Annotated in this window: 10 protein-coding genes; 2 read left to right on the plus strand and 8 right to left on the minus strand. The window is 71.3% G+C overall.

The window, feature by feature from the left end; all coding sequences use genetic code 11:
• Nucleotides 1-1168 precede the first annotated feature (1168 nt).
• Entirely contained in the window at nt 1169-2062 is an 894-nt protein-coding gene (locus tag ABZT18_RS25105; protein ID WP_354993133.1) for a hypothetical protein, read from the plus strand.
• A gap of 110 nt (nt 2063-2172) precedes the next feature.
• On the opposite strand, the gene ABZT18_RS25110 is transcribed toward ABZT18_RS25105, so the two are convergent.
• Both ABZT18_RS25110 and ABZT18_RS25115 read right to left on the minus strand, forming a co-directional pair.
• Nucleotides 2173-3177, minus strand: a complete 1005-nt coding sequence (locus ABZT18_RS25110; protein ID WP_354992993.1) for a D-alanine--D-alanine ligase — start codon at nt 3175-3177, stop codon at nt 2173-2175.
• 7 nt (nt 3178-3184) lie between these two features.
• Nucleotides 3185-4498, minus strand: a complete 1314-nt coding sequence (locus tag ABZT18_RS25115; RefSeq protein ID WP_354992994.1) for a PLP-dependent aminotransferase family protein — start codon at nt 4496-4498, stop codon at nt 3185-3187.
• Between the two features lie 292 nt (nt 4499-4790).
• Here ABZT18_RS25115 and ABZT18_RS25120 point away from each other — a divergent pair, with 292 nt between their 5' ends.
• Nucleotides 4791-5456 (plus strand): GNAT family N-acetyltransferase, encoded by a 666-nt coding sequence (locus ABZT18_RS25120; protein ID WP_354992995.1) that lies wholly within the window; start codon nt 4791-4793, stop codon nt 5454-5456.
• 33 nt (nt 5457-5489) lie between these two features.
• Here the strand turns inward: ABZT18_RS25120 and ABZT18_RS25125 are convergent, their stop codons facing one another.
• The 6 genes from ABZT18_RS25125 to ABZT18_RS25150 form a co-directional block, all read right to left on the minus strand.
• Entirely contained in the window at nt 5490-6653 is a 1164-nt protein-coding gene (locus ABZT18_RS25125) for an N-acetylmuramoyl-L-alanine amidase (protein WP_354992996.1), read from the minus strand.
• 170 nt (nt 6654-6823) lie between these two features.
• Nucleotides 6824-7147, minus strand: a complete 324-nt coding sequence (gene trxA, locus ABZT18_RS25130) for a thioredoxin (protein ID WP_354992997.1) — start codon at nt 7145-7147, stop codon at nt 6824-6826.
• A gap of 33 nt (nt 7148-7180) precedes the next feature.
• Complete coding sequence (gene trxB, locus ABZT18_RS25135) at nt 7181-8131, minus strand: thioredoxin-disulfide reductase (protein ID WP_354992998.1); 951 nt, start codon at nt 8129-8131, stop codon at nt 7181-7183.
• Between the two features lie 183 nt (nt 8132-8314).
• On the minus strand, nt 8315-9325 hold the full coding sequence (locus ABZT18_RS25140) for a hypothetical protein (protein ID WP_354992999.1): 1011 nt from the start codon (nt 9323-9325) through the stop codon (nt 8315-8317).
• Nucleotides 9322-10038 carry an RNA polymerase sigma factor SigM gene (sigM, locus tag ABZT18_RS25145; protein ID WP_354993000.1) on the minus strand — a complete coding sequence of 239 codons (717 nt, stop codon included), beginning with the start codon at nt 10036-10038 and terminating at the stop codon, nt 9322-9324. The genes ABZT18_RS25140 and sigM overlap by 4 nt, the downstream gene beginning before the upstream one ends.
• A 43-nt stretch (nt 10039-10081) precedes the next feature.
• The gene (locus ABZT18_RS25150; protein ID WP_354993001.1) at nt 10082-11689 is read right to left on the minus strand and encodes a protein kinase family protein; all 1608 of its coding nucleotides are present in this window, start codon (nt 11687-11689) and stop codon (nt 10082-10084) included.
• Between the last annotated feature and the right edge of the window lie 374 nt (nt 11690-12063).

Below are 12063 nucleotides of genomic sequence, written 5' to 3' on the forward strand. Positions count from 1 at the left end.
GCCGCCGCCCGCCGCCGCCGCCCGCCGCCGCCCGCCGCCCGCCGCCCGCCGCCGTCCGCCGCCGCGCGTCGTCCGCCCGTCCGCCGCGCGTCGTCCGCCGTCGCTGCGCGCCGCCCTTCATGTCGGCCGTCCGTAGTCCGGGCCTTTCTGTCCGCCGACGGCGGGACCCGAGCGCCCGCCGTCGCTGTGACTACTGGTCCCGCTCCTCCAGCCGGCGGCTGGAGGACCAGCGATGCCGGCGTACCCCACCTCGCCTGACCGGAATGCCGTGGCCCGCATTCCGCTGGCGCCCGCTGAGCCGCGAGCATTCGCGCCTCCTGCGGCCCATGCAGCGACTGCTCCGGCATGGACCATGTGCCCAGCGGCGACCATGCGTGGCAGGCCGCCACGGCCCTGGCCCACCGGGGCATGTCCTTCACCGGCGTAGAGCACAGGGCAGGACCGCACTACCGTGGCCGACCAGACATGGCTGGGGAGGCTGACGTCGGCCGCGCTGGAGCGTCTTGGCAGCCATCCTTGACGCACTGCGCTTCCGGAGTCGCTCTGAACGTCGATCAGCCACGGCGGTCCCCGTCCCGCCTTTTCCCTGAGGTGCGGGCCGGCTTACAGCTCCAGGCGCGACAGCTCGACCACGTTCAGAGAGCCGACGGTGGGGAGCCGCACACCGGTCGGTTCAGCGGTTCGCTGACAACGACCGACGAGCCGAAAAGTTATCCACACCCGTTGTCCACAGGTACCCCCTGTTTCACGTGAAACAGCGCGTGAGAGCGGGTGTGAGCCTGTGGATGACGGGCTGTGTTCAGGATCTCGGCAGCCTGTGGATATCGCTCAACGGCGCGATGGTGACCCCGCGCACGTCATCGACGAGAGGCACTGATCCGGTAGGCCGGGACCGATCAAACAGGTAGGGACAGCGGTGCCAGACTCGGTTAGGGTCAGCGTCGTGCACGACACCCCTCCCTCAGTCCCGGACTTCACCCAGTGGCCGTCGTTCCCCTTCGAGGGTGACCTCCACGTGAAGCAACTCGATGATCCGGTCCCGGTCGAACCGCCCCGGAAGGGCGAGGGTCTCCGGGAATGCACCGCCTGCAACGCACCCGACGACGCCTACATCTGGGTGGGTGAGCGGTGGCGGGTACGCGCCATGGACCGGCCCACCGGGCTGCCCATGGTGCTCATCCTGGAATCGCGAACCCACCTCGACCTCGGTGACCTGCCGAACCTGCTTGCTGCCGAGTTGGGTGTGATGACCGTACGTCTGGAGCGGGCCATCCGGTCTCTCGACGGCGTGGCTCGGGTGCACGTCAACCGGTGGGGCGACGGCTCGGCGCACCTGCACATGTGGTTCCTCGCCCGGCCGTACGGCCGACTTCAGCTGCGGGGGACCTTCCTGTCACTGTGGGACTCGATCCTGCCTCCGATCTCCGAGGCACAGTGGCGGGAAAATCTCGCGCTCGTCGCCGCCTGGCTCGCCGAGTTTGGTGGTCGTCCGCTCGCCGAGCCACCCCGCATCCAGTGGCAGGCACCGTCCAGCCTGCTGGCCCAGTCGGCTGCCGCCGACGCTGCCGCCGCGGACGCCGCTGCCGCGGCGGCGGCTGCCTCGGTCATCGAGGCGGCAGAGGAGATCCCGGAACCGGCGATCGACTCCACTTCCGGCGCCGAACCGACCGACGGCGAGACGGCCTCCTCAGCCGATCCGATCGCCGTGGACACGAACGCCTCCTCGGTCGACGTCACCGACCCGACGGGTGAACCCACTCTGTCGGCCACCAACGTGGCGAGCGGCGCGTCCTCCGGCCTACCGTCCGCCGTCTCCGTGGGGCGGCCCACCAACGGACCCGCAGTCCTCCGCAGCGCAGCGGACGACACCGTCGACGAGGCCGGAGCCGGGACCGTTGACGAGACCGGACCCGACACCGCTGACGAGGCCGCCGCTGGCACCGCAAACGAGGCCGCCAGAAAGGCGGCCCCGGATACCGGTACCCCGGCTGCGGCAGCTGCCGCAGCCGCAGCCGCACAGACCAACGGCCTCGGCGCACCGGGCGTCGGCCCCACCCGCTGATGCTGGACCGACCATGAGGTTGGCGACGGCACCCCGGCGTGCGGCGCCCGCCAACCTCATGGTCGACCTATGGGCAGCACCGCGTCATAGCTGACGCGTCGGCGAGTGGATCAGGAAGTGGCGAGGCGGGCCGCTGCCCGGGTGACCAGGGAGCCCAGGAGCCGGCCGAAATCCAGCCCCGCCGCCTGTACGGCGAGCGGCAGCAGTGACGTCTCCGTCATGCCCGGCGAGACGTTGACCTCCAGCACGTGCGGCTGGCCGGCAGCATCCACGATCACGTCGACGCGGGAGAGATCCCGCAGACCGAGCGCGGTGTGCGCGGCGAGGGCCACGTCAGCGACCGTCGCGGCCACCTCCGGGTCCAGCCGGGCCGGCGCGTGCCAGGTGGTCCGCCCGGCGGTGTAGCGGGCGGCGTAGTCGTACACGCCGTTGCGGGGCACGATCTCCACCGGCGGCAGTGCCTGTGGTCCGTCGCCGAGGTCGACCACGGAGACCGCCACGTCCATGCCGGGCACGTACCGTTCCACCAGCGCGGTGGAGTCGTACGCGAAGCAGCCGACCATTGCGGCGGGCAGCGCCGCCGCGTCCCGGACCACCGCGCCACCCAACCCTGAGCCGCCCTGCGCGGGCTTGACCATCAGGGGGAGGCCCAGCCGGTCGGCGATCCGGTCCAGCACGGCGACCGCACCGAGCTCGGAGAAGCGATCGTGCGGGAGGGCCACCCAGTCCGGGGTGGGGATGCCCGCCTCGCGGAGCACCGACTTGGCCGAGGGCTTGTCCCAGGCGACACGGGAGGCGCGGGCGTCGCAGCCGACGTACGGGATGTCGCACAGGTCCAGCACCCCGCGCAGCGAGCCGTCCTCGCCGGTGGCGCCGTGCAGTGCGATCACCACAGCGTCCGGCGGGTCGGCGGCCAGCGCCGGCAGCAGCGCCACGTCGGCGTCCCGCAGTTCGGCTTCCACGCCGACGGCGCGCAGCGCGTCGAGCACCCGGCGACCGGAGCGCAGTGACACGTCCCGTTCGTAGGAGAGCCCACCCGCGAGCACGACAACGCGCAGGTCGGCCGAGATGGCGGAATCGGTCACGAGGAGGCGCTCAGCGGCAGTCGTACCCATGCCGGCATCATGCCAAGTCAGGCCCTGGCACATCGGAGCCGGCCTGGCCGCGTCGGCCGGTGGCGCCGCCCACCGCCCCGAAGACCCGGCGCATCGCGATCTCCTGCTCCATCACGCCGGACAGCCGGCGAATGCCTTCGCGGATTCGCTCCGGCGGCGGGAAGCTGAAGTTGAGCCGCATGGTGCCGGTGCCGGTGCCGTCGGCGTAGAAGCCGGTGCCGGGCACGTAGGCGACCCGGGCGGCGACCGCTCGCGGCATCATGGCCTTCGAGTCGAGCCCTTCGGGCAGGGTGGCCCAGACGAACAGACCACCGGCCGGCCTGGTCCAGCTGGTGCCCTCGGGCATCAGGTCGGCCATCGCGTCGAGCAGGGCGTCACGGCGTTCCCGGTAGACCTCGCGATAGACCTTGAGCTGCTGCCGCCAGGGCATGGTGCTGAGGTAGGTGGCCACCGCGGCCTGGGCGTAACCGCTGGGGCAGAGGATCTGCGCCTCGCTGGCGATGACCAGCTTGTCGCGGACGGCGTGCGGCGCCAGGATCCAGCCGACCCGCAGCCCGGGCGCGAAGGTCTTCGAGAAGGTGCTGAGGTAGAAGACCCCATCCCGGCGGCGGGCCCGCAACGGCGCCGGCGCCTCACCCTCGAACCCCAGCTGACCGTACGGGTCGTCCTCGACGACGAGCAGGCCGGCGCGTTCGCAGATGTCGAGCACCCGTTCCCGGCGCTCCTCGCTGAGCGTCACGCCGGTGGGGTTCTGGTAGGTGGGGATGGTGTAGAGGAACTTCACCCGCCGGCCCGCGCGGGCCAGGTCGGCGATGGCCGTCTCCAGTGCCTCCGGAATGAGCCCGTCCGCATCCATCGGTACGTGCACAACCTGCGCCTGGGCGGCCTGGAACACTCCGAGCGCACCGACGTAGGTCGGACCCTCGGCGAGCACCACGTCACCCGGGTCGAGGAAGAGTCGGGCCACCAGGTCCAGTGCCTGCTGCCCGCCGACGGTGACCACGACGTCCTCGGGAGACGCGCCGCACGCGGCGTCGATCCCGGAGAGCGACATCACCTCGCAGATCCGCTCGCGCAGCTCGAGGGTGCCCTGACCGATGCCGTACTGGAGGGTGGTCACGCCATGCTCGGACCCGAGCCGGCCGAGCATCTCACCGACCGCGTCCAGCGGCAGGGCGGCGATGTACGGTGCGCCGCCGGCGAGCGAGACGACCTCAGGGCGGCTTGCCACCGCGAACAATGCTCGGATCTCTGAGGCGGTCATCCCGCGTACCCGCCGGGCGTACCGGTCGGTGTAGTCGTCGAGCGTCGTACCGGTCATGACCTCACCTCGATTGCTGCTCGGTGGCTCTCGCCCCGGGTACCCCACACACCCGTGACCATGGCGGCGGGGACACCGGTTGTCGATCCTAGTCCGCCAGAGCCACGCTGCCGCGTGCCGAGACGGATCGACCACATGGCGGACCGGCTCCGCATCACCCGGTCTGGTGAGGCATCTGCGAGTCCCCTCCCGTACCGTCGATCGGCGGCGTACGATCGCTCGTCGGGGGCAGGAAGGCGGCGCTGTCGTTCCATGCCGGCATACCACCGAGCCTATTGTGGGGATGCGCCATATGTCGCGACGTCTGGTCAGCCTGACCCTCGACACGTTGGAAGACCTTCCTCGCCCGTGCCGGCAGTGCGTCTACTGGGAGCTCGATCCGGTCTCCGCGGACCGGGCCTGCGCCGCCGGTGATCCGGGCCTGGAGAAGGAGGCGTGGGTCTCGCAGACGCTGCTGGAGTGGGGCTCCTGCGGCAAGCTCGCGTACGTCGACGGCATGCCGGCGGGCTTCGTGATGTACGCCCCGCCCGCCTACGTGCCCCGCTCGATGGCGTTCCCGACCTCGCCGGTCTCCGCCGACGCGGTACTGCTGATGACGGCCAACGTGGTCGCCGCGTTTTCTGGCGGAGGGTTGGGCCGGATGCTGGTGCAGGGCGTCGCCCGGGACCTGACCAAGCGGGGGATCAAGGCCATTGAGGCGTTCGGCGACGCCAAGTTCGGCGACGCGGACGACCCAGCGGGCGGCTGCGTGGCACCGGTCGATTTCTTCCTCTCAGTCGGGTTCAAAACCGTACGTCCGCATCCGCGGTTCCCCCGGCTGCGCCTTGAGCTGCGTACGGCGCTGAGCTGGAAGTCCGACGTCGAGTACGCGCTGGAGAAGCTGCTCGGCTCGATGAGCCCGGAGACCCTGCTCCGGCCGGTCCGTCCGGCCCCGGCAACCAGCTCCACCAACGGCTGACCGCTGAACCGGCGGGAAACGTCTCGCGGCGGATCAGTCGACCACCGTGCCGGCGGTCACCACGGCCCGCAGTTCGCTGACGTCCAGCGAGCCGGTCGGCACGTCCCGTTCGATCGGGTAGTACATCCGTTGCACCGCGGCCACGATCGCCTCCACCACCCGGTCCCGAAACCGGGGGTCGACCAGTTGGGCGCGGTCCGTCGGCGAGGTGAGGTAGCCGACCTCGACCCGGACGGCAGGCATCCGCGTCAGTCGCAGCAGGTCCCAGGTCTTGGCGTGGGTACGGCAGTCCCGCAGCCCGGTCCGGGCGACGATCTCCCGCTGCACCAGCCCGGCCAGGCGCTCACCGGTTGCCGAGGTCACGCCGTTGTCGGTGCCGTAGTGGTAGGTCGCCACGCCCTCCGCGTCCGGGTTGGCGTGGCCGTCCAGGTGCAGTGAGATGAACACGTCGGCGCCCAGCGAGTTGGCCAGCAGAGCGCGGTCGGTGTCCGGCAGGCAACTGTCGGGCGAGGGGCCCCGGGTGAGCTGCACCCGCACCCCGGACGCGGCGAGTCGCCCCTCCAGTCGGCTGGCCAGGTCGTGCATCAGGTCCGCCTCGGTCCAGCGCAGCGGCCCGTCCGGTACGACCATGCCCGGGTCGGTACCCCCGTGGCCGGGGTCGATGACGACGGTCTTGCCGACCAGCGCCGGCCCGGACTGCCGGATCGCGTCGGATTCGCGCAGCCACTGCGGGCGGCCACCGACCACCTTGCGGCCGATCCGGCGCAGTGCGTTCATGGTGTGCGGGCCGCAGGAGCCGTCGGGGGTGAGCCCGACCTCGCGCTGGAACTGGGCCACCGCCCGGGACGTCCGGATGCCGTAGATGGCGTCCGCCCGGCTCACGTCGTACCCCATCTCCAGCAGTCGCTCCTGCAGCGACCGGACATCCTCGCCGGTGAGCGGCTCGGGGACCGCGTGGTAGAGGGTGCGGGCACCGAGCCGCCAGCGGGCGGCGTCCAGGGCCCGCCAGGTCTCCGCTCCGACCCGCCCGTCCACGCTGAGCCCTCGGGACTGCTGGAAGGCGCGGACCGCCCGCTCGGTGTCGATGTCGAACTCGTCGCCGTGCGGTCCGGCGACGGCGAGCAGGTCGAGGCCGGTCAGGATGTTGCGGATTTCCGTGACCGCGGGGCCCCGGTCACCGGGTCGGATCGGACGCACGCACGACCCCCTCTGCACGACGCTGGCTGGCCGGGCGGCCCAGGCTTGAGGCTATGCGTTCCGGGACGGCGAGGTGGCTCGGGCCAGGAAAAACGTCGACGGTACGGCCGGAAGACACCGAACCCCGCACCCGGCGAGCGGGTACGGGGTTCGGTTGACGTTTCTGCTGGTCAGAGAGCCGATTCGATGAGCCGGACCAGCTCGCCCTTCGGCTTGGCACCGGCGATCGACTGCACCGGCTGGCCGTTCTTGAAGACGGTGAGCGTCGGCACCGACATCACCCGGTAGGCCCGGGCGGTTTCCGGGTTCTCGTCGATGTTGAGCTTGACGATGGTGACCTTGTCACCCATCTCGCCCGCGATCTCCTCGAGCAGCGGCGACACCTTGCGGCACGGCCCGCACCACTCGGCCCAGAAGTCCACCAGAACCGGCTTGTCGGCCTGCAGCACGTCAGCGACGAAACTCGCGTCGGTGACCGCCTTGGTATTTCCCACTATGCCCCTCCTCCGGGATGTGTTCAGTTTTGTTCAGCTGAGCGTCGCGATGAACCGTTCGGCGTCGAGCGCGGCGGCACAGCCGGTGCCGGCCGCGGTGATCGCCTGCCGGTAGGTGTGGTCGACCAGGTCGCCGGCGGCGAAGACGCCGGGCACGCTCGTCCGGGTGCTGGGCGCCTCGACCTTCACGTACCCCTCGTCGTCCATCTGGACCTGGTCGCGGAAGAGCTCACTGCGAGGGTCGTGGCCGATGGCCACGAAAATGCCTGTCACGTCCATCACCTTGGTGTCGCCGGTGTGCACGTTGCGGACCCGTACGCCGGTGACCTTGCCATCGGCACCGAGGATCTCCTCGACGGCGCTGTTCCACTCGACCTTGATCTTCTCGTTGCCCAGCGCCCGGTCGGCCATGATCTTGCTGGCCCGGAACGAGTCGCGCCGGTGGATGATGGTGACCGAGTCGGCGAAGCGGGTGAGGAAGCTTGCCTCCTCCATCGCCGAGTCGCCGCCGCCGACGACCACGATGTGCTGGTTGCGGAAGAAGAACCCGTCACAGGTGGCGCACGAGGAGACGCCGTGGCCGAGGTACTCCTGCTCGCCGGGCACGCCCAGCGGACGCCAGGCCGAACCGGTGGAGAGGATGATGGATCGGGCCCGGTAGGCGGTCTCGCCGACCCAGACGGTGCTCACCGCGCCGGAGCCGGCATCGCCGGTGTCCACCAGCTCGACCCGGGTCACGTCGTCGGTGAGGAACTCGGCGCCGAACCGCTCGGCCTGCTTGCGCATGTTGTCCATCAGCTCTGGGCCGAGGATGCCGTCAGCGAAACCGGGGAAGTTTTCCACCTCGGTCGTGGTCATCAGCGCGCCACCGGACTGCACGCCCTCAATGATCAGCGGCTTCAGGTTGGCGCGGGCGGCGTAGACCGCCGCCGTGTAGCCGGCCGGCCCGGAGCCGATGATGATCAGGTTGCGGACCTCGTCCACTGCCGTCTCCCGAGTTGTGTGTGTTCGGCGTCGGCGCGAGCACCGATGCTGATCCGAGTTGCCGACGCCTGGGTGAGGCCGGCAGCTGACTTCCAGAACGCCATCGTATGAACCGGGGATTCCCGAGCCGGGCATCCGGTGGGTCAGGTCACGTGGACGGTCATCATGCCGTTGACCGTGGATTCACCCTACCCGCGCCGAATACCGGCTGTCCGAGCCGGACCCGGGCACTCCGCACTCCGGGCCGCTCACCCAGGCCCAGCGCGCCCCGGTCGCGTCGGTGAAGTGGATGACCAGCGCCTGCTCGCCCTGGAACTGCGCGTAGTCGATCACCTCGACCACCAGCGGGGCGGATCCGTGCTCCGCCGCCACGTCGGCCAGGCAGGTCGTCAGGGCGGCCTCGTCGGTCAGCCGAGCCAGCTGGTTCAACCCGTCCGGCGAAGGACGTCGTTCCCCCTCGGCGTCGACCCCGGGCTGCGTGCCGGGCGTGTTGCCGGTGACCCGGCTGGGAGTTGGTCTGCTCTGCTCGTTGCCGAGGGTCTGCGGGGTGTAGTTCGTACCGCTGCGCAGCGCCGGTCCGGTGGTGCGGACCGCCCCGGCCGCCGCGGCGCCCTCGGGCGCGCTGGCCGGCCGGTCCAGGGCGCTGGTGCTGCCAGCATCATCCGATGCGCTCATCGACAGTTGGTTGAGGCCCAGCGCGACCGCGACGACGGCGACCGCGACGGCCGCCACCGGTGCGCCTCGGCGGGCCCAGCCGCGTTGGCGGCGACCCGGGCCGGCGGGCGCCCGGCGCCCCGAGCCGGTCGTTGTGGGGACGGCAGGCCGGCGACCGGCCCCGCCCTGCACCGGCACGACCAGCGGCGTCGCGACGCCGCCGTCCCGGTCGACCCCGGGCTCGGCGGCGGTGTCCTCGTCGGCAGGCGTGCCGTTCGGCGTCGACCCCGCGGCGGCCAGCGCGGCGGAGATGCGGTCGGCGATCGCCTGTGGCATCTCCGGCGACGGCTCGGCCCAGCGGGCCAGGTCCGCACGGACCTCCGGCAGCGCGGGAGCCAGCAGCGCGTACGCCTCGGCCCAGGCCGGGTCCGTGGACACCAGTTGGGCGACCTCATCCTGCTGCGGGGTGCCGTCCAACGCCCCGCCGAGGTAGTCAGCGAGCAGGTCGTCGTCGACCTCCCGGAACCCCTCGGTCGTCACGTGTCCTCCTGGTTGGCGTCCCGCCGGTACCGGCCCGACCCCGATCCGACGCCCTCCACAGGGCCCGGGTTCCCCGGCGTGACGCCCGGCACGTCCCCGATCGGGTCGGCCGGGACCGGTCGGGCCGAAGGCGTTGCGGCGATCGCTGGGCGAAGATGCCCGAGCATCACCGCCAGCCGGGCCCGGCCCCGGGCGCACCGGCTCTTCACCGTCCCCTCGGCGACACCGAGGATGCGGGCGACCTCGGCGACCGGGTAACCCTGTACGTCCACCAGCACCAGCGCGGCGCGTTGCTCTAGGGGCAGCGCGGCGAGCGCGTCGCGGACCACCAGCGCGGTGTCGTGGTCCGGTGCCGGGGCGGCCGGCTCCACCCCGCCAATGCCCGAGCCGTCCCCAGCACGGGTGCCATCGGGCAGCGGCACAGTCGGGTGCGACTGCCGGCGACGCATCCGGTCCAGGCAGGCGTTCACCACGATGCGGTGCAGCCAGGTGGTGACGGCGGAGTCACCTCGGAACCGGGCCGCCGCCCGGTGCGCGGAGAGCAACGCGTCCTGGAGTGCGTCGGCGGCCTCCTCGCGGTCACCGATCGTGCGCAGGGCGACCGCCCACAGCCGGTCGCGGTGCCGGTGGAACAGCTCGGCGAAGGCATGCCGGTCGCCATCGACGTGGGCACGCAGCAGCTCCAGATCCGTAGCCGCGGCGCGCCCGTCCATCACCACGTCCTGCGGATGCGGTGCCCCGGTGGAGGTGCCAGGATCACGACCCCTGGACCGTGATCTCCTGCACCCCCAGCTTGAAGCCACCCTCGGCCGGAGGCAGTTCGGTGATCCAGAACAGCAGGTACTGGTATTTCTTGTCCGCGTCGAAGCCGTTGAACGTCATCGTGGTGCCATCGTGGTCCTCGAAGGGCTGCCCGACGGGGTCCTTGTAGTTCAAGACCAACTGCTTGTCGCCGGTGGAGGTTGACGCCGGGTTGACCGTGCCGGCGAGGAGCTGGGCGGACGCGCCGGTGGCTGAGAGCACCGCCTGCACCGACCTGACGCTGTGTGGCTCGCCGAGGTCGAGCCAGACGCCCATGCCCTTCTTCAGGTTGCCGAAGTTGGGCCGGTCGCGGTACGTCTCCGTCTCCCAGCCCTTGTCCTCGTCACCGTCGATGATTTTGTCGGCACCGCCGACCTCGCTGCGGTTCTTGCTGTCCGGGTCGATGATCCGGACGCCCTTCACGGTCAGCTTGCGCGCAGTGGCGGCGGCCGGCGTGGCATCGCCGGCCGGGGCGGTGGCGGTAGGAGCGGGGCCCTGGTTGGCCTGCGGGTCCTTGTCGCGGTCGCCCAGCGCGCTGATCCCGATCAGCAGACCGACCAGGGCGACCGCCAGCAGGCCGGCGATGCCCACGGCTACCTTGCGACCGCCGGCCGCGGCCAGCGGCGACGGCTCTTCCTCGGTGTCGGCGGCGAACCGTAGCGGACCGCTGTTCTCGAGGTAGTGATCCTCCTCGGCCGGCACGTCCAGCCGAGCCAACTCCGCGGCGAGCACATCGGAGGACGGCGGCGCGATCTCGGCGTCGAGCAGATCCATGGTCAGGTCGTCCAGGTACGCGGGCACACCCGCCCGGACCTGGCGGGGCGCCGCGATGGCACCCCCGGCGTCCCGAACCGCGTCCGGGATGGCGGCGCGGCCGTGGCCGGCGGTGGCTCCGCGCAACGGTGCCTCGGCGTGCGGCCAGTAACCGGTCAGGGCAAAGTAGAGGACACCGCCGACGGCCCGGATGTCGTTCTCCTGGCTGTCGGCGCCATCGGTGCGGGCGTCGGCCAGGACCACGCGGCCCTCGTCACTGATCATGACGGTGCCGGGGTGGACGTTGCCGTGCACCATGCCGGTGGCGTGCACCGCGGCGAGCGCGCTCGCGACGGCGTTGCCGATCGCGGTGGCCCGGGCCGGATCCAGTGGGCCATCGGCCGCCAGGTCACGCAGGGACTGCCCGTCGACCCACTCGCGCACGACGTACGCCCGGTCGGCCTCGTCGATCGCGTCGTAGACGCCGACCAGGTTGGGGTGGATGACCCGGCTGGCCGCGACGGCGGCCTGAAGCATCTCGGTGGCGGAGTCGCCACCCGGGTAGCGCAGCACCACCGCGACGGGACGGCGCAGGATGACGTCGACCCCGCGCCAGACCAGCCGACCCGCGCTGTCGTTGTTGATGTGCTCAACCAGCTCGTACCGCTCGGCGAGGATTTCACCGGCCGTGGGAGCACCGAAGGTCATGACCGGAGGAGCGCTTTCGTCTGCCTCCTGACCCTCGCCGACCTGGGTCACCCGTCCTCCCTCGGTGATCGTGTCGATCGATGGACCCGCACTGCTGGGCATGTGGCTTCCCGCTCTGCCGTTGAAGGAACCGGCCGACCGGTGTCGACGCGACAGCGTCGCCCCTGCCGTACCCGTCGAGAGCGACCTTACCCGGGTTGCCCGTCTCCCCGACATGTCATCTTCCCGCCGTACCCGGCGGGGTCCCGGCAGTCGAAGAACTCGTCCGGTTACGACCGTTGTCAGCCACGTTGCTGGCACATGTACTAGCTAATCTACGGCTTCACCGCAAGTGACCGACGCCGGGGCCGGGCTGTCGCGGCGCTCCCGCCACCTGGCACGTTCCCGCCGATCGGCCTGCCACGCTCAGCCGTACGGTTGGTTATCCACAGGCTGATGCGGCGGTTGACCGGCGAATCGCGGAGTTATCCACAGGT

This window comes from Micromonospora sp. NPDC005291 (assembly GCF_040607415.1).
GTDB lineage: Bacteria > Actinomycetota > Actinomycetes > Mycobacteriales > Micromonosporaceae > Micromonospora.

Coding starts and splice junctions, on each gene's coding strand:
- ABZT18_RS25105 (WP_354993133.1), top strand. CDS start 1,169: ATGGTGCTCATCCTGGAATCGCGAACCCACCTCGACCTCGGTGACCTG.
- ABZT18_RS25110 (WP_354992993.1), bottom strand. CDS start 3,177: ATGGGTACGACTGCCGCTGAGCGCCTCCTCGTGACCGATTCCGCCATC.
- ABZT18_RS25115 (WP_354992994.1), bottom strand. CDS start 4,498: ATGACCGGTACGACGCTCGACGACTACACCGACCGGTACGCCCGGCGG.
- ABZT18_RS25120 (WP_354992995.1), top strand. CDS start 4,791: ATGTCGCGACGTCTGGTCAGCCTGACCCTCGACACGTTGGAAGACCTT.
- sigM (WP_354993000.1), bottom strand. CDS start 10,038: ATGGACGGGCGCGCCGCGGCTACGGATCTGGAGCTGCTGCGTGCCCAC.
- ABZT18_RS25150 (WP_354993001.1), bottom strand. CDS start 11,689: ATGCCCAGCAGTGCGGGTCCATCGATCGACACGATCACCGAGGGAGGA.